The 17,709-nt window shown below is 72.5% G+C and carries 15 protein-coding genes; 9 read left to right on the forward strand and 6 right to left on the reverse strand.

The annotated features are described in order from the left end of the window. Nucleotides 1-127 precede the first annotated feature (127 nt). The 3 genes from LTT61_RS18210 to LTT61_RS18220 are packed head-to-tail and all read left to right on the forward strand — an operon-like array spanning nt 128 to nt 7,076. A complete protein-coding gene (locus tag LTT61_RS18210; RefSeq protein ID WP_233015301.1) occupies nt 128-388 on the forward strand; it encodes an acyl carrier protein in 261 nt (86 codons plus the stop codon). Next, nucleotides 385-5,490 (forward strand): type I polyketide synthase, encoded by a 5,106-nt coding sequence (locus LTT61_RS18215; RefSeq protein ID WP_233015302.1) that lies wholly within the window; start codon nt 385-387, stop codon nt 5,488-5,490. Before LTT61_RS18210 ends, LTT61_RS18215 begins: the two co-directional genes overlap by 4 nt. Continuing rightward, nucleotides 5,487-7,076, forward strand: coding sequence for a fatty acyl-AMP ligase (locus LTT61_RS18220; RefSeq protein ID WP_233015303.1), 1,590 nt, complete (start codon nt 5,487-5,489; stop codon nt 7,074-7,076). Before LTT61_RS18215 ends, LTT61_RS18220 begins: the two co-directional genes overlap by 4 nt. On the opposite strand, the gene LTT61_RS18225 is transcribed toward LTT61_RS18220, so the two are convergent. After that, complete coding sequence (locus tag LTT61_RS18225; protein ID WP_233015304.1) at nt 7,073-7,465, reverse strand: RNA-binding S4 domain-containing protein; 393 nt, start codon at nt 7,463-7,465, stop codon at nt 7,073-7,075. The two genes, LTT61_RS18220 and LTT61_RS18225, sit on opposite strands and share 4 nt — an antisense overlap. Nucleotides 7,466-7,468: 3 nt before the next feature. After that, nucleotides 7,469-8,008, reverse strand: coding sequence for a C40 family peptidase (locus LTT61_RS18230; protein WP_233015305.1), 540 nt, complete (start codon nt 8,006-8,008; stop codon nt 7,469-7,471). Between the two features lie 495 nt (nt 8,009-8,503). Between LTT61_RS18230 and LTT61_RS18235 the strand changes: the two genes are divergently transcribed. The 3 genes from LTT61_RS18235 to LTT61_RS18245 all read left to right on the forward strand — a co-directional run bounded on the left by LTT61_RS18235 (nt 8,504) and on the right by LTT61_RS18245 (nt 11,207). Next, on the forward strand, nt 8,504-9,685 hold the full coding sequence (locus LTT61_RS18235) for an ATP-binding protein (RefSeq protein ID WP_233015306.1): 1,182 nt from the start codon (nt 8,504-8,506) through the stop codon (nt 9,683-9,685). A gap of 161 nt (nt 9,686-9,846) precedes the next feature. After that, complete coding sequence (locus tag LTT61_RS18240; RefSeq protein WP_233015307.1) at nt 9,847-10,788, forward strand: alpha/beta fold hydrolase; 942 nt, start codon at nt 9,847-9,849, stop codon at nt 10,786-10,788. Between the two features lie 131 nt (nt 10,789-10,919). Further along, entirely contained in the window at nt 10,920-11,207 is a 288-nt protein-coding gene (locus tag LTT61_RS18245) for a hypothetical protein (protein WP_233015308.1), read from the forward strand. Between the two features lie 7 nt (nt 11,208-11,214). Here LTT61_RS18245 and LTT61_RS18250 read toward each other — a convergent pair whose 3' ends face one another. Then, nucleotides 11,215-12,417, reverse strand: a complete 1,203-nt coding sequence (locus tag LTT61_RS18250; RefSeq protein ID WP_332909190.1) for an acetyl-CoA C-acyltransferase — start codon at nt 12,415-12,417, stop codon at nt 11,215-11,217. 281 nt (nt 12,418-12,698) lie between these two features. Between LTT61_RS18250 and LTT61_RS18255 the strand changes: the two genes are divergently transcribed. The 3 genes from LTT61_RS18255 to LTT61_RS18265 are packed head-to-tail and all read left to right on the forward strand — an operon-like array spanning nt 12,699 to nt 16,225. After that, complete coding sequence (locus LTT61_RS18255) at nt 12,699-13,508, forward strand: hypothetical protein (RefSeq protein ID WP_233015310.1); 810 nt, start codon at nt 12,699-12,701, stop codon at nt 13,506-13,508. A 25-nt stretch (nt 13,509-13,533) separates the two neighbouring features. Beyond that, on the forward strand, nt 13,534-15,477 hold the full coding sequence (locus tag LTT61_RS18260; RefSeq protein ID WP_233015311.1) for a fumarate reductase/succinate dehydrogenase flavoprotein subunit: 1,944 nt from the start codon (nt 13,534-13,536) through the stop codon (nt 15,475-15,477). A gap of 1 nt (nt 15,478) precedes the next feature. Further along, nucleotides 15,479-16,225 carry a succinate dehydrogenase/fumarate reductase iron-sulfur subunit gene (locus tag LTT61_RS18265; protein WP_233015312.1) on the forward strand — a complete coding sequence of 249 codons (747 nt, stop codon included), beginning with the start codon at nt 15,479-15,481 and terminating at the stop codon, nt 16,223-16,225. Between the two features lie 16 nt (nt 16,226-16,241). On the opposite strand, the gene LTT61_RS32665 is transcribed toward LTT61_RS18265, so the two are convergent. The 3 genes from LTT61_RS32665 to LTT61_RS18275 all read right to left on the reverse strand — a co-directional run bounded on the left by LTT61_RS32665 (nt 16,242) and on the right by LTT61_RS18275 (nt 17,628). Continuing rightward, entirely contained in the window at nt 16,242-16,364 is a 123-nt protein-coding gene (locus tag LTT61_RS32665) for a hypothetical protein (protein WP_269821755.1), read from the reverse strand. Between the two features lie 119 nt (nt 16,365-16,483). Continuing rightward, nucleotides 16,484-16,714, reverse strand: coding sequence for a DUF397 domain-containing protein (locus tag LTT61_RS18270; protein WP_233015313.1), 231 nt, complete (start codon nt 16,712-16,714; stop codon nt 16,484-16,486). Further along, a complete protein-coding gene (locus tag LTT61_RS18275) occupies nt 16,711-17,628 on the reverse strand; it encodes a helix-turn-helix transcriptional regulator (RefSeq protein ID WP_332909191.1) in 918 nt (305 codons plus the stop codon). Before LTT61_RS18275 ends, LTT61_RS18270 begins: the two co-directional genes overlap by 4 nt. Nucleotides 17,629-17,709: the final 81 nt, after the last annotated feature.

The raw sequence follows: 17,709 nt of genomic DNA on the forward strand, positions 1-17,709 counted from the left end.
TGACCCTTCGCCGCCCCGGTCTGCGGGCGACGCTCTGAAATACCCAGCTGCGCAGCGCATTCGCTACTTTCCTCGGGCATAATCGGCGGGGGATTCCCGGCCGCGAGCCGGGCAGAGGGAGGTCGCGATGCGCGCCGGGGTACCCGAGGGAAGGGCCGCACGGCGGGCGGCCTGCACGGCCGCGGCGGTCGCGGCGATCACCGACCTGCTCCCGGCCGACGCGGGGCCGGTCTCGACCACCGTGCCCTTCACCGACCTCGGGCTGAACTCCACCCAGCTGGCCCGGCTCACCGGCGCGCTGGAGGACGCGCTCGGCGTGGCGATTCCGCTCGTCGCGCTGTACGACCACGCCAGCATCGAGCAACTGGTCGAGCACCTCACCGCATGACCCCGATCTCGATCGTCGGCATCGGCTGCCGCCTCCCCGGCGCGGACGGCCCCGCGGACTTCTGGCGGCTGCTGTCCACCGGGCTGGACGCCACCGGCGCGCCGCCGCCGGACCGCCCGCTCACCAGGCGCGGCGGCTACCTGCGCGGCATCGACCGCTTCGACAATGCCCGCTTCGGCATCCCGGACCGCGAGGCGGCGGTGATGGACCCGCAGCAGCGGCTCGCGCTGGAGGTGACCACCGAGGCGCTGGATGACGCCGGGATCGGCCACCGGGCAACGGGTTCCGGCGCCGCGGTGCTCTTCGGGGCCTGCACCTTCGACCACGGCATCGCGGTGCTCGGCGCGGGCGGGCACGATGCCCCGTTCGCGGTCACCGGGTCGGCGCTCAGCATCGTCGCCAACCGGATCTCCTACGCGCTCGACCTGCACGGGCCGAGCCTGGTGCTGGACAGCGCCTGCTCCTCCTCGCTGGCCGCCGTCGACCTGGCGGTGCGGCTGCTCGCCGACCCGGAGGTGCCGTTCGCGGTGGTCGGCGGGGTGAACCTGGTGCTGCTGCCGCACACCTCGGAGTACCTGGCCGACGGCGGTTTCCTGGCGCCGGACGGGCGGTGCAAGCCCTTCGACGCGGCCGCCGACGGGTACACCAGGAGCGACGGCTGCGCGGTCGTCGTGCTGCAGCGCACCGCCGACGCGGTGGCCTCGGGGGCGCGGATCTACGCCGAGGTCGCCGGCAGCGCGGTCGGCTCGGACGGGCGCTCCAACGGGCTCTACGCGCCGAGCGGGAAGGCGCAGCAGGAGGTCGTGCGGGCGGCGTGGCTACGGGCCGGGGTGGAGCCGCGGCGGGCCAGGTACCTGGAGTGTCACGGCACCGGGACGCCGCTCGGCGACGCGGTGGAGGTCGGGGCGCTGGCCGCGGTGCTCGGCGGGGCGCCCGTGTGGCTGGGGTCGGTGAAGTCGAATGTCGGGCATCTGGAGGCGGCGGCGGGGGTCACCGGGCTGATCAAGACGGCGCTCGCCGTCCGGCACGGGGTGATCCCGCCGACGCTGCACGTGCGCACGCCGAACCCGCTGCTGCGGCTGGCCGAGCACGGGCTGCGGCCCGCCGTGCGCGCGGTGGACTGGTCGGCGGTGCCGCCGGGTGAGCGGTGGGCCGGGGTGAGCTCGTTCGGCTTCGGGGGGACGAACGCGCACGTCGTGCTGCACGGGGTGGCCGAAACCGAGCCGGTGCGCGCGGCCGGGCCGGTGCTGATTCCGCTGAGCGGGCGGGATGCGGAGGAGGTGCGGCAGCGGGCGGCGGCCGTCGCCGACGAACTCGCGGCGGGGCAGTCGCCTTGCGCGGGTGCGGACTCGCCCGCGGCGGATTCGACGGTGCAGCCGGATGCGGGCGGCTCCGCGACGCTGCCGGATGCGGGCGGCTCCACGGCGCAGCCGGATGCGGGCGGCTTCACGGCGCAGCTACATGCGGGCGGCTCCACGGCGCAGCCGGATGCGGGCGGCTCGGCGGAGCGGCCCGGCATCGCGCGGGTCGCGGCACTGGCAGCGGCCGAGGCCCGCAGGCTGCCCGAACCCGCCCGCGCGGCGGTGCTCGCCGCCGACGCGGAGACGGCGATCGAGCGGCTGCGCGCGCTCGCCCGATCCCGGGAGCTGCCCGGCGTTCTCGGGCCGGGCACGCCGGTACCCGGCGGAGTCCTCTTCGTCTTCTCCGGCCAGGGCGGCCAGTTCGCCGGCATGGGCGATGCGCTCGCGGCCCGCTTCCCCGCCTTCGCCGCCGGCCTCGCCGAAGCGACCGACGCCGTGGTCGCGGCGGGCGGCCCGGCGGTCTGGACGCCGGACGGCGGCTTCGTGACCGACGAGGCCACGGCCATCGTGCAACCGGCGCTCTTCGTCTACCAGATCGGCATGCTGCGGCTGCTGACGCACTGGGGCGTCCGGCCGGACGCGGTCACCGGGCACAGCCTCGGCGAGGTCGCGGCCGCGGTGGCCGCGGGCGCGCTCGCGCTCGGCGATGCCGCGCTGGTCGCGGTGGCGCGCGGCGCCCTGCTCGGCCGGCTCGACGGCCACGGCGCCATGGCCGTGCTGGAGGCCGAGCTGCCGGTCGCGGAGACACTGGTGGAGCCGGTCGCGGCGGAGGTGGCGGTGGCCGCGGTGAACGGCCCGCGCTCGGTGGTGATCTCCGGATCCCGCCGCTACGTGGACATCCTGCTGCGCCGGGCGAAGCGGCGCGGGCTGTTCGCGCGCCCGGTCGCGGTGCGCTTCGCGGCGCACAGCCCGCAGGTGGCGCCGGTGCTGCCGGAGCTGCGCGCGGCGCTGGCCGGGATCGAGCCCCTGGTACCCCGGCTCCCGCTCTACTCCACCGCGCGGGCGGGCAAGACCGTCGGCACCGCCGACACCGATGCCGGGTACTGGGCCGAGAACGCCTTCGGCACGGTTCATCTCGGCGCGGCGCTGGAGCGGGCTGGCGCGGACGGTTTCGGCACCGCGCTGGAGATCGCCCCGCACCCGGTGCTGCTGTCCGCCATCCGCGACACCCCGGCCTTCGCCGACAGCGCGCACGCCACCGCGAACCGCGACGACGAGGTCGCGGCGCTGCTGGAGTGCCTCGGCGCGCTGCACGTGGCCGGCCGGGCGCCGGACTGGTCCGCGCTCGGCCCGCTCACCGAGCCGCCGCCGCGCCGCCGCTGGCAGCGCCACCGCTTCCCGCTGCTGGTGCCGGCACCGCCCGCGCTCACCGAGGCGGCCTTCCCGGCCGACGACCCCACCGATCACGTGGTGGCGGGGGTGCCGCTGATTCCGGCGGTGTACTGGCTGCTGCGGCTGCTGCACGCGGCGCGCGCCAGGTCGGGGGCGTCGGCGGTGCGCGGTTTCGCGGTGCACGAGCTCACCCGCTCGGATGCTGTGCCCGCCGTCACCTACCGGGAGGAGGCAGGCGGGCCCGGGCTGCGGGCGGGGGTCACGGGTTCCTCGGCGCTGGCTTCGACTCGGTCCGCCGGTGACCCCACGCCCGGGGATATCGTCGCATGGATGCGGGTGGTCGATACGAATCGCGCCGCCCGCCCGCGCATGCGCACCGTGCCGGTGCCGCGCTTCTACGCGGAGCTGCGCGAGCGCGGGCTGGAGTACGGCCCGGCCTTCCGGCCGCTGCGCGGGCTCGCGGTGGAGCGCGATCGGGCGGTCGGCGAGCTGGACGCCGCCGATCCGCACCGCTCCGCCACCCTGGACGGGTGCCTGCACGTGCTGGCCGCGGCGGCGGGCGGGCTGCCGGAGGGGCGGGTGCCGCTGCCCATCGGGATCGAGAACGCCTGGCTCACCACCGAACCCGGGCGCACCGTCGGCGAGGCGCACGCCCTGGTCCGGGAGCGGTCGGGGGCCGGGCTGGTCGGCGATGTGGTCGCCACCGACCAGCACGGGATTCCGATGCTCGCGCTGCTCGGGGTGCGGGTGCGCTTCACCGATCCGGAGCTCCCGGTGCACTCCGCCCCGCACCGCGCCGACGTGCTGCGCACCGAGCACTGGGTGCCGCTGCCGGAGAGTGCGGGCTCGCCACCCGCGGACGTCGGGCGCGCGCTGGTGATCGGCGACTCCGAGGACGCCGTGCTGCTGGCCCGCGCGCTGGAGCGCACCCTGCCGACCGAGCGGATCGCCCGCGACCCCGACGCCGCGCTCCCGCTGGTCCAGTCGGTGCTCACCGGCCACACTTCCACGACCCGGCTCGCCATCGTCCTCGTCTGGCCGACGCACCCGCACCCGGACGGCACCACCGTCGCCGCCCTGACCAGGACGCTCGCCGTCCTCCAGCACGTGACGGCGGCACCTGCGACGGCCACACTGACCGTGCTGCTCCCCACCGAAGCGGCGGCATCGACGACCGGCCTGCACCCCGCGGCCGCGCTGGCGGGGCTGGTGCGCAGCCTGCAGCTGGAGTCCGCGCTGCGGGTCCGCCTGGTGTGGCGGGCAGCGGGCACCGACGACGCCCTGGTCCGCGCGGTCACCGACCCCACCCTGCCGCTCGAGCTCCGGGTGGCAGGCACCATGTCGGTGCGCCGCTTCCTGCGCACCGACCCGGCGGCCGCCGCGCCGGTCTCGATCGACGCGACCGGCACCTACGTGGTCACCGGTGGGCTGGGCGCGCTCGGTTCGCTGGCGGTGCGCTGGCTGCTCGCCGACGGCGCACGCGACGTGGTGGTGCTGACCAGGGCGCCGCGCCCCATGCCCGCGGTGCTCGACGGCCTGGAGGACCGCATCGTCGTGGTCCGCTGCGACGTCACCGACCGCGCCGACCTGGCCGCCGCGCTGCACGACATCCGCGAGTGGGGATCGACGGTGCGCGGGATCATCCACGCGGCGGGCAGCCTGGAGGACGCCGCCTTCCCGGACGTGACGCCGGAGCAACTCACCGGCATGCTCGCCGCGAAGGCCACCGCCGCCGCTCACCTGCTGGAGCTGACCGCGACCGACCCGACCGACTTCGTCCTGCTCTTCTCCTCGGCGACCGGCGCCTTCGGCGCGCCGGGCCAGGCCGCCTACGCGGCCGCGAACTCCGCCATGGACGCGCTGGCGAGCGCGCAGCGCGACCGCCGGGTGACCAGCGTCGGCTGGGGCGTCTGGTCGTCGGGGCTGGCCGAGGCGGCGGGCGGCGCGAGCCACCTGCGCCGCGCCGGGATCCGCGCCTTCGATCCGGAGCGCGGCGCCGCGCTCTTCGCCGAGGTGCTCCGGCACGAGGTGCCGTACCTGCTCGCCCTGGACTGGTCCGGGTCCGGTGACCACTCCCCCGTCGGCAGGCGGCTCAGCCAGACGCTCGACGACACGGCGGAATCCGTGGCGCCGGTCGAGCCGGTCCGGGTCGATGTGCAGCCGCGCCCGCTGGCCCACATCGTGCGCGCCGCGCTGGCCGCCGCGCTCGACCGCCCCGCGGACGAGGTCGATCCGGCCGCCGACTTCAACGATCTCGGGCTGACCTCGCTGCTCGGCATCGAGCTGCGCCGGGTTCTGGAATCCCGCCTGGAAGTGCGGCTTTCGACCGCGGAGATCTTCGGCAACCCGACCGTGGCCGCACTGGCGGCCATGCTGGCGGAGCGGCTCGGCCGGGGTGATCCCGGATGACCGAGCACCTCATCGGCAGGCTCGCCCGGTGGGCCCGCGCGCGTCCGGAGGCCCCCGCGTACACCGCCCTGCGCTACCCCGCCCCCGGCAGCCCGGACGGCGCCGACTACATCCCGCACACGCTCACCTACGCGGAGCTGTCCTCCGCCGTAGCCTCGCTCGCCGGGGAAATCAGCGCCCGCACGGCATCCGGCGAGCGAGTCGCGCTGCTCACCGGCCACGGGATGGGTTATGTCCTGGCCTTCCTCGCCTGCCTGGCAGCACATCGCAGCGCCGTCCCGCTGTTCCCGGTCGGCAGACACCCGGAGCGGCTGACCGGCGTATTCGCCGACGCGACACCGACGCTCAGCCTGATCGACCCCGGCGACGAAGCCTCGGCCGCACTGGCCGGGAACGTGCTCGTCGTCGACCCGAGCCGGCCGGTGGAGTTCACCGAGCTACCGGCGGGCGAGGCTCCCGCATATCTCCAGTACACCTCCGGTTCCACCGGTGCCCCGACCGGAATTCGCGTCGAGTCCGGAAATCTCACCGCCGCACTGGAACAACTCCGCACCGCCATTCCCGCCTCCGGGACCAAACCGATCGTCGGCTGGCTCCCCTTCTTCCACGACATGGGGCTGGTCCTGACCCTCGCACTGCCGATCTGGTCGGGGGTGCCGGGCATAACTCTCGCCCCCGTCGATTTCGTCAAACGGCCGGTGCGCTGGCTGCGCGCCTGCTCCGACTTCGGCGCCGGCACGACCGGCGCCCCGGATTTCGCCCTGGCACTGACCGCAGCGACGACGACGGAACGCCAGGTGACGCAGCTGGATCTGACCGCGGTGGACGCGGTGCTCAACGGCGCCGAACCGGTCCGCGCCGCAACCCTGCGCACCTTCACCGACACCTTCGCCCCGGCCGGCTTCCGGCACCGGGCACACGCCCCCGGCTACGGCCTCGCCGAGGCCACCCTCACCGTCACCCTGACCCCGCAGGACCGCGAGCCGACCGTCCTCGCGTTCGACCGGGCAGCGCTGACCACCGGCCGCGCACTGCCCGCGGGCACCGAACCCGCGGTCACGCTGGTCGGCTGCGGCCCACCGGCCGGGCAGCGCGTCAGAATCGTCGATCGGCAGCACGGCACAGCATCGAATCCGGGCGCGGTGGGCGAGATCCATGTCTCCGGCCCCAATGTCTGCGTCACCGACGCCGAGAACTGGCTACACACCGGCGATCTCGGCTTCGAGCACGGCGGCGAGCTCTACGTCACCGGCCGCGCCAAAGACCTGGTTATCCTGGACGGCCGCAACCACCACCCGGCCGATCTGGAGGAGACGGTCACCGCGGCCGCACCGGAGATCCGGCTGGTGGCCGCCTTCGGCCACGACGACGGCGTGCGCGAATCGCTGGTGATCGTGGCGGAGACGCCGGACGCCGACACGGTGGTGGCCGGGAAGATCCGATCGGCCGTCACCCGCACCCACGAGGTGGTGCCGGGCACGGTACTGCTGGTGCCGCCGGGGGAGATTCCGCGGACGTCGAGCGGGAAGGTGCGGCGCGGGGAGTGTCGCGCCCGCTTCGCCGCGGGCGAGCTGCGGCCGCACTAGTCCTCGGTGCGCCCGAGCAGCCGATCCGTCTCGCGGCGTTCGCGTTTGGTCGGCCTGCCGCTGCCCCGATCCCGCCGGGGCAGGGAAGCGAGAACTTCCTTCGGCGGCGGAGGCGGGCTGCGGTCGATCAGGCACTGCGCGGCGATGGGCGGGCCGACTCGCTTCGTGACGATGCGTTCCACGATGACGATGCGTTCCACCCCGGCGGCTCGGATCCGGACTTCGTCACCGAGCTTCACCTGCTGCGCGGGTTTGGCGGGGGCGCCGTTCACCCGGACGTGTCCGCCGCGGCATGCTTCCGCGGCGGCCGACCGGGTTTTGAACAGGCGCACCGCCCAGGTCCAGGAGTCGACCCGGGCCTGCGCTGGTGCGCTCTGCTCAGGGGGCAATCGTCAGAGCACGCGGCGGGCGGTGACGACCTCGTCCGCGGAGAGGTGGGTGTAGGAGACCGGGGTACCGGACTGCACCGCGTTCAGCAGCTTGCCGTCGCCGGCGTAGATGCCGACGTGGCCGCCGCCGTTGGTGATCACGATGTCACCGGCGCGCAGATCGTTGAAGGCCACCGGGGCGCCGACGTGCGACTGCTCGAAGCTGGTACGCGGCAGTTCGACGCCTGCCTGCTTGAACGCCCACTGCACCAGGCCGGAGCAGTCGAAGCTGCTCGGGCCGGTGGCGCCCCAGACGTAGGAGGCGCCGACCTTGGACTTGGCGGCATCGAGCGCGACATCACCGGCGGTGTTCTGCACCTGCGGGGCGAACATGCCCTGCAGCTCCGGCGCGGCGAAGCCGGGGAGCGCGGGCGCACCCTGCGGGGCCGCGGGCATCGAGCCGAGCGCGGCGGTCAGCTGCTGCTCCAGCTGCTGGGCCGGTGCTTCGAACTCCTGCGGGACGTCGAACGAGCCGAGGCCGGGGATATCGATGGTGGCCGCCATGGCCGAAACCGCGGGCATGGCACCGGTCGCGGCTACCGCACCAAGGACCAGAGCACCCTTGACGGAACCCGGAACGCGTGACTCCCGCTGCAAGCTGTGTTTACCCACCGAGCTGAATCTCCCTCTATGCGCATCAACCGCCTACCGGAGGTTGTGGCCCCGGCGCGACGAAGCCGGGAATCCCGTGGGCCCCGACAGCCGCTGTAGCGGTAACCCAGCGGCGCCGCTCCTTCCTCACGAAGCGACAGACTCCACTAAGTCACGAGAAGATTACGACCCGCGCGCGCTGTTGTCCACCCCACAGAGCAGGCTCTTCACCTCGATATTCCGAATACCCGCCCGGAGCTGCGGGTGTGGCGATTCCGATCAATATCACGGAGCGGTCACGGCGTAGCGGACCGTCCGTTATACGGCTCGATCGGGCTCGATAGCGGTCTCTAGCGCCTCGCTTAGAAACGCGCATATTCCGCAGGCAACGCACTAACCTGTCGGGTCATGGATCCCGTGCGGAACCCGTACGCGCCCGGAGCCGGGCAGCGCCCGCCCGAGCTCGCGGGTCGAGGTAAGCAGCTCACCGCGTTCGACGTCGTGCTGGAGCGGATCGCGCGCGGCAGGCCGGAGCGCAGCGTCGTGCTCACGGGGCTGCGCGGGGTGGGCAAGACCGTGCTGCTGAACCAGCTGCGCTCGGGCGCGGTGTCCAGGGGGTGGGGCACCGGCAAGCTGGAGGCGCGGCCGGACCAGGAGCTGCGCAGGCCGCTCTCCTCCGCGCTGCACATGGCGGTGCGCGCCATCGCCACCTCGCACCGGAACCCGGAGCGGGTCGACGATTTCCTCGGCATCCTCAAGGCTTTCGCGCTGCGCGCGACCGCGGACCGGGGGATGCGGGACCGCTGGCAGCCCGGGATCGACGTCCCCGCGGTGACCGGCCGCGCCGATTCCGGCGATATCGAGATCGACCTGGTCGAGCTGCTCGGCGAGGCCGCGGCGCTGGCGGGCGATATCGGCGTCGGCATCGCGATCTTCATCGACGAGATGCAGGATCTCGGCCCCGCGGACATCTCCGCCATCTGCGGCGCCTGCCACGAGCTGAGCCAGGACGCCGCGCCGCTGATCGTGGTCGGCGCCGGGCTGCCGCACCTGCCCGCGGTGCTCTCCGCCTCGAAGAGCTACTCCGAGCGGCTCTTCAGCTACCACCGGATAGACCGGCTGGACCGGGACTCCGCGGATCAGGCGCTGATCGCCCCGGCCGAACGCGAGGACGTGCGGTTCACCCCGGCCGCGCTCGACCTGCTCTACCAGAAGGCCGACGGCTACCCGTACTTCGTGCAGGCGTACGGCAAGGCGACCTGGGATCAGGCGCCGCACAGCCCGATCGGAGCCGAGGACGTCGAGGTGGCCGCGCCGGCCGCCGAGGAGGAGCTCGCGGTCGGCTTCTTCGGCTCCCGCTACGAGCGGGCGACCCCGGCCGAGCGCGAGTACATGCGGGCCATGGCCGACCTGGCGGGCGACGACGGGCCGGTGGCCACCGCGGCGGTGGCGAAGGAACTCGGCCGCAAGCCCGCTTCGCTCTCCCCGGCCAGGGACGGGCTGATCAAGAAGGGGCTCATCTACTCGGCCGAGCGGGGGAGCATCGGCTTCACCGTTCCGCACTTCGGCCGCTACCTCAGGACCGTCTAAGTAAATCTAGGGAACATCGAATACTATCCGATACTCCGATGATCTCGGCGCGACTCGGTTCGGCCACACCTGCGTAACGGCAGGTGAAGTCGGTTAACAGCAAGCTTGCGGCGCGCGACCATTCAGGCAAGGAAAGAACGTCCGAGCCCGGAGGTGTTGCCATGACCACGTCGATCGCTCCCGTAGCCGACCGTCGCGTCACCGTGGCCGCCGACGACGGCACCCCGCTGGCGGCCAGGGTCATCGGCGCCGACAGCGCGGAGGTCACCCTGGTCTTCGTGCACGGCCACTGCCTGCGCGCCGACACCTGGTCCTTCCTCGGCGAGCGGCTGGCGCGGGACTGGGGCGGCACCGCGCGGCTGGTCAGCTACGACCATCGCGGGCACGGCCACTCCGGGGCGGGTGACGCCACCGGCTACACCATCGACCAGCTCGCGCACGACCTGGAGGCGGTGCTCCGCGCGCTCGCCCCGACCGGCCCGATCATCCTGGTCGGACACTCGATGGGCGCCATGACGGCGCTCACGCACGCCCGGCTGTACCCGCAGGCCGTCGGCACCAGGATCGCCGGGCTGGCGCTCATCGCCACCGCCGCGAGCGGGCTCACCGACGTCGGGCTCGGCCGGCTGCTGAACCGGCGCGCCATCGGTGCGCTGCAGCGGGCGGTGCTGCGCGCGCCGCGGCTGATGGGGGCCTCGCACCGGCTCTCCCGGCGGCTGCTGGAGCCGATCATGGGCGAGGCCAACCTCGGCACCGCGCCGGTGAGCCCGCGGGTGCGGGCGCTCGCCATCGCCATGTTCAACGAGACCCCGCTGCTCACCATGACCAGCTTCCTGGAGCCGCTGCGCACCTTCGACGAGAGCGACGGGCTGCACCGGCTGGCCGGAATCCCGGCGCTCGTGCTGGCCGGCTCGGCCGATCTGGTGACGCCGTTCGCGCACTCGGTCGTGCTCGCCTCGCAGCTCCCCGCGGCCGAGCTGGTCCGGGTCGACGGCGCCGGGCACGGCGTCATCCTGGAGCGGGCGGACGAGGTCGCCGCGGCGCTCTCCGGGCTGGTCCGGCGGGTGCTGGCCGGGGCGCGGAGCTACGCCATGGCGGGCTGACCGCGCAGACCGGTTCCGCCCCGATTCGAGATCGCACCGGACACGAGGGATTTCGTCGGCTACTGTGTTGTAGATCACGGTGTGCGGTGAGTCACATGATCTTGTGGCTTCACAGAACCTGGGAGGAAACGATGACACGCAGCGATATCGCGGAACTCCGCTACGCGGTCGGCCAGCTCCAGCGCTCCATCGGGGCGCTGCGCTCGCACTACGGCGACGCGTCGCCGGTCCGGCGGCTGGAGAACGACCTCGAACGGCTCGTCATCGACGCCGACGAGTTCGAGCAGACGCCGCCGCCGGAGCTCGGCCGCAGGCCGCGCGACACCATCTACGTGCCGGACAGCAAGAGCGACGAATCCGCCTGGATGGGCGCGCAGGACGAGGGGCTCGGCTTCCACTCCCGGCCGCGCACCACCTGACCCGCGCTCAGGCCCGGTGCCGCCCCGGCCGCCGGGGCGGGCGCGCCCCGTGGAACCGGGCCCCGCGCGGTGGCGCGGAGGCGGGCGCCGACTCCGCCGACTCGAAGAGCGCGGCGATGCCGTGGTCGTGCCCGAGCGCGATGGCCTCCAGCCCGTAGCGGCCGCCGCCGCGCTCCAGCTCGTGCAGCATCGTCGTCATGATGCGCAGCCCGGTGGCGCCGACCGGGTTGCCGAGCCCGATCGATGAGCCGTTGACGTTCAGCCGGTCGGTCGGGTCCAGATCCCACTCCCGCGCCAGGGCGAGCACCTCCACCGCGAAGCCCTCGCTGACCTCGATCAGATCCAGGTCGTCGAGCGTGAAGCCGTTGCGGCCGAGCAGCTTCGCCACGGCTGGGGCGGCGCCGAGCGAGGCGATGTCGGAGTCGCAGCCAGCCGCGGCCCAGCCGACCAGATAGGCCAGCGGGGTCAGCCCGAGCTCGTCCAGCCGGTCCTCGGCGACGACCAGGCAGGCCGCGGCGCCGTGCCGGTGCGTGCTCATGTTGGCGCTGGTCACCACGCCGCGGGGGAGCAGGGGGCGAAGGTTGGCCAGGGTGTGCGTGGTGGCGTCCGCCCTGACCCCCTCGTCCCTGGCGATCCGGTGACCGGGGTCGAAGTCGGCGGCGGTGCGGGCGTACGGGTCGGCGGTGACGCCGACCGGGACCACCTCGGCCGCGAAGGCGCCCTGCCGCCAGGCCCTGGCAGCCCGGCGGTGACTGGCCACCGCGAACTCGTCCGCCTCGGCCCGCCCGATGCCGTAGTGCCTGGCCAGCTCCTCGGCGTTCACCAGGTCGGCCCGGTGGCCGGGGTCGCGCGGTGAGATCGCGCCGTCCGTCGAGCACTCGACGCCACCGGCCACCACGACGTCGGCCGCGCCGGTCTGCACCATCATCGCCGCGGTGATCACCGCCTGCAGCCCGCTGCCGCCGCGCCGGTCGGTGAGGAAGCCGGGCACCGCGAAGGGCAGCCCGGCGCCGCGCGCGGCCAGCCTGCTCAGGTGCGGCACCGTCGGGCCGCGCGGATCGATGCACGCCATGGCGACGTCCTCGATGCGCAGCGGGTCGATCCCGGAGCGGTCGATGACCGCCGAGAGCACCGTCGTCGCCAGCCATTCCGGCGGCATCCCGGAGAGCGCCCCGCCGGCAACCCCACTGGGGGTGCGAACCGGTGCCACGATCGCAGCTCTTCTCATCGTGGTGGCCCCTTCCATCTGGATCCACGCGTCACCGCACGTCAGCGGGCGATTTGTCAGGAAAAGGGCATCATGGGGCTGTTACCGAAGTGTGACGATCAGGCCGCGATCATGGTTGTGGTGAAGATCACTACTGGGCCGATGCTCCGGGAATGGCAGTACCCGACTCGAGCGATAGCGCCCCTGTCGTAGGGTGCTCGTCATCACATCGGATCGCGGGCCAACCCGACGAGCCCGCAGAGCAGAGCAGCGAGGCATCCACCGTGACTGCCGCACCAACGGGCGTCTTCACGACGACCAGAGCACGGATCTCCGCACGCACCCTCCGCACCGACCGCTGGTGGCTACCACCGCTGATCACCGTGCTCGGGCTCGGTGCGTTCGTCGTATACGCGACGGTCAGGTCGTTCGTGCGCACCGCCTACTACGTTGCCGACTACCACTACCTGACGCCGTTCTACTCACCGTGCCTGAGCACGTCGTGTGTGGCGGGCGCGAGCCACTTCGGGACGCCGCTCGGCGACCTGCCGATGTGGATCCCGCTCGGCTTCGCGGTACTTCCGTTCCTGCTCGGCTTCCGGCTCACCTGCTACTACTACCGGAAGGCCTACTACCGGGCGGTGTGGTTCTCGCCCCCGGCCTGCGCGGTCGCCGAGCCGCACGCCAGGTACACCGGCGAGACCAGGCTGCCGCTGATCATCCAGAACGCGCACCGCTACTTCTTCTATGTGGCGCTGCTGGTCTCGCTGGTCAACAGCTACGACGCGATCGTCGCCTTCCACGGCAAGAGCGGCGGCTTCGGCTTCGGCCTCGGCAACCTGGTGCTGCTGCTGAATGTCGTGCTGCTCTGGGCGTACACGCTCTCCTGCCATTCCTGCAGGCACATCGCGGGCGGGCGGCTCAAGAATTTCTCGGCGCACCCGGTGCGCTACTGGTTCTGGACCCAGGTGTCGAAGCTGAACACCAGGCACATGGCCCTGGCCTGGACCACCCTCGGCACCCTCGTGCTCACCGACTTCTACGTCATGTTGGTGGCCAGCGGCACGATTTCGGACCTGCGGTTCATCGACTGACCGCCTCATACAGGAGTTTTCCTCGATGCCAGAAGTTGAACGGCACAAGTACGACGTGGTGGTCATCGGCGCGGGTGGCGCCGGGCTGCGCGCGGTGATCGAAGCACGGGAGAACGGCCACAGCGTCGCGGTGGTCTGCAAATCCCTGTTCGGCAAGGCACATACGGTCATGGCGGAGGGCGGCTGCGCCGCGGCCATGGGCAACGCGAACGCCAAGGACAACTGGCAGACGCACTTCAAGGACACCATGCGCGGTGGCAAGTTCCTGAACAACTGGCGCATGGCCGAACTGCACGCGCAGGAGGCGCCGGACCGGGTCTGGGAGCTGGAAAGCTATGGCGCGCTGTTCGATCGCACCCCGGACGGACGGATCAGCCAGCGCAACTTCGGCGGCCACACCTACCCGCGGCTGGCGCACGTCGGCGACCGCACCGGGCTGGAGCTGATCCGCACCATGCAGCAGCGGATCGTCGCGCTGCAGCAGGAGGATTTCGCCGCGACCGGCGACTACGAGTCCCGGATCAAGGTCTTCGCCGAGTGCACCGTCACCGAGCTGCTCAAGGAGGGCGACCGGATCTCCGGCGCCTTCGGCTACTGGCGCGAGTCCGGCCGCTTCGTGCTCTTCGAGACGCCCGCGATCGTGCTGGCGACCGGCGGCGTCGGCAAGTCCTACAAGGTCACCTCGAACTCGTGGGAGTACACCGGCGACGGCCACGCGCTCGCGCTGCGCGCGGGCGCCTCGCTGATCAACATGGAGTTCCTGCAGTTCCACCCGACCGGCATGGTCTGGCCGCCGAGCGTCAAGGGCATCCTGGTCACCGAGGGCGTGCGCGGCGACGGCGGGGTGCTGAAGAACACCGACGGCAAGCGGTTCATGTTCGACTACATCCCCTCGGTCTTCAAGGGGCAGTACGCCGAATCCGAGGACGAGGCCGACCAGTGGCTGAAGGACAACGACTCCGCCCGCCGCACCCCCGACCTGCTGCCCCGCGACGAGGTCGCCAGGGCGATCAACTCCGAGGTCAAGGCCGGGCGCGGCACCGAGCACGGCGGCGTCTACCTCGACATCGCCTCCCGGCTGCCCGCCGAGGAGATCCGGCGCAGGCTGCCGTCGATGCACCACCAGTTCAAGGAGCTGGCCGATGTCGACATCACCGCCGAGCCGATGGAGGTCGGGCCGACCTGCCACTACGTCATGGGCGGGATCGAGGTGGTTCCGGACACCGGCGCCGCCACCGTGCCCGGGCTCTTCGCGGCGGGGGAGTGCTCCGGCGGCATGCACGGCTCCAACCGGCTCGGCGGCAATTCGCTCTCCGACCTGCTGGTTTTCGGCCGCCGGGCCGGGCTCGGCGCCGCCGAGTACGTGCGGTCGCTCGGCGAGCAGCGTCCGGTGGTGACCGAGGCCGACATCACCGCGGCCGCGCAGGCGGCGGTGGCGCCGTTCGACCCGCCGGCCTCTGGCCAGGGCGAGAACCCGTACACCCTGCACACCGATCTGCAGCAGGTGATGCACGACCTGGTCGGCATCATCCGCACCGAGCGGGAGCTGCATCAGGCGGTGGAGCGGCTGGAGCGGCTGCGCGAGCGGTACGCCGAGGTCACCGTGGAGGGGCACCGGCAGTTCAACCCGGGCTGGCACCTCGCGCTCGACCTGCGGAACATGCTGGTGGTGAGCGAATGCGTGGCCCAGGCCGCGCTGCTGCGCACCGAGAGCCGCGGCGGGCACACCCGCGACGACTACCCGGGCATGGACCCGGGCTGGCGGAACACCCTGCTGGTCTGCGCACTCGACGGCGACGACCGCGGCGCCACGGTGCCCGGCGTTGCCGTGCGCCCGGCCGACCAGGAGCCGATGCGGGAGGACCTGCTCGCGCTCTTCGAGGTCTCCGAGCTGGAGAAGTACTACAAGGGAATCGAATTGGCGGGACACCCGGAGAACGCGCGCCCTGCCCCGGAAGGCGAGGCGTGACATGGGATACGACGCCAAATTCCGCGTGTGGCGCGGTGATACCGACAGCGGCGAGCTGCGGGACTTCACCGTCACCGTGAACGAGGGTGAGGTGGTGCTCGATATCATCCACCGGCTGCAGGCCACCCAGGCCCCCGACCTCGCGGTGCGCTGGAACTGCAAGGCGGGCAAGTGCGGCAGCTGCTCGGCCGAGGTGAACGGCAGACCCAAGCTGCTCTGCATGTGCCGGATGTCGACCTTCACCGAGGACGAGGTCATCACCGTGACCCCGATGCGCACCTTCCCGGTGATCAAGGACCTGGTCACCGATGTCTCCTTCAACTACGAGAAGGCCAGGCAGATCCCCTCGTTCACGCCGCCGGCGGATCTGAAGCCGGGCGACTACCGGATGAAGCAGGTGGATGTCGAGCGCTCGCAGGAGTTCCGCAAGTGCATCGAGTGCTTCCTCTGTCAGAACACCTGCCACGTGGTGCGTGACCACGAGGAGAACAAGGAGGCGTTCGCCGGGCCGCGCTACCTCATGCGGATCGCGGAGCTGGAGATGCACCCGCTGGACGTCGCCGACCGGCGGGATCTGGCCCAGGAGGAGCACGGCCTCGGGTACTGCAACATCACCAAGTGCTGCTCCGAGGTGTGCCCGGAGCACATCGCGATCACCGACAACGCGCTCATCCCGATGAAGGAGCGGGTGGTCGACCGGCGGTACGACCCGATCGTCTGGCTCGGGAACAAGCTCTTCCGCCGCTGAGCACGGGGTGGTCGCGCTACAGCAGCGCGACCACCCCGACGGCCACCGCCCACACCAGCGCACCGACGAGGAGTGCGGAGAGCCACGAACCGGTGAGCACGAATACGCCCACCGATGCCACCGCCACCAGCAGTCCCACGATCAACCACTCCACCCAGTAACGGGGATGCGGCGTCCGGTACCGGGGTGGGGAATTCTTCAACCCACGGTCCATGAAGAGAGGTGTACCCGAACGGCTTTCCGGGCAAACCGGCGAAGTCAGCTCGGCGGGTCGAACTCCCCGTCCTGCACGCCCGCGGTGAAGGCGTCCCACTCGCCCGGGGTGAAGATCAGCACCGAGCCGTCCGGGTCGCGGCCGTCGCGCAGCGCGACGTGCCCCTCGGCCAGGAACGCCACCTCGACGACGGCTTCGCTCTCCGGCGTCGTGCCGGAGGCCGACTGCCACCGCGCGCCCGTGATGTCGACCTGCGCGCCCTCGCCGATGCTCATGCCGCGTACTCCTTCGCTACCCGCCGCAGCAGGTTCCGGCTGGATGGGATGTCGAGCGCCGAGCCGCGCAGGCACTCGTGCGCCGCATCGTACCGCCGGACGTCGCGCTCGGCCTCCAGATACAGTCCGCCGGTGAGCCCTTCGGTGTACACCACCGGCGGCTCGATCGACCTGCCCCTGCGGTCCGCGCCGAAATCGAGCACGGTGAACGGCGCGACCGTCCCGCCGACCGGCGCCCCCGCCGCGAACGGGAGCACCCGCAGCCGGACATTGCCCCTCGTGCTGAGGTCGGCCAGGTGCCGCAGCTGGGCGGCCATCACCCGCGGCCCGCCGACCAGCCTGCGCAGCACCGACTCGTGCAGCACCGCGTCGACCGTCGCGGGCAGCGACTTCCTGGTGATCAGGCTCTGCCCGCGCAGCGTGCGCTGCACCCTCTCCTCGGCGCCGCCAGCCAGCGCGCGCAGGTACTCCGCGGTGCGGAAGAGCACGGGCACCAGATCCGGCTGGTACGTGCTGAGGTGCCGCGCCGATGCCTCCACCCCGCGGTACACCTCGAAGTGCTCCGGGATGAGCTCGCCGAAGGCGTGCCACCAGTGCGTGTCCGCGGTCTGCCTGGCCAGCCCCTCCAGCCCGAAGGCGATCTCGTCCGGGATGCCGTAGACCCGGCACAGCTCGCGCACGTCGATGGTGCGGATCCGGTCGGCCTGCCCCTTCTCCAGCCGCTGCAGCGTGGTCGCCCCCCACTCCATCAGCCGCGCCGCCTCGGCGATGGTCAGCCCCGCCCGCGTGCGCCACTCGCGCAGGTGCCTGCCGAGCTGCCTGCGCGGCAGCGTCGACGAATCGTGCTGCGCAACCACCCGTTCCGGCGCCGGATACCGCTCCGCGCGCCCCACCCCCGCCGGTCTCGTCGCCACCCCACACACTCCGTTCCGTGCTTGTCGCATCTCGGCAGTGCCCCGGGACCCTCGTCCACTACGGATATTTTTCCCCTTCGG

Source organism: Nocardia asteroides, assembly GCF_021183625.1.
Taxonomy (GTDB): Bacteria; Actinomycetota; Actinomycetes; order Mycobacteriales; family Mycobacteriaceae; genus Nocardia; species Nocardia asteroides_A.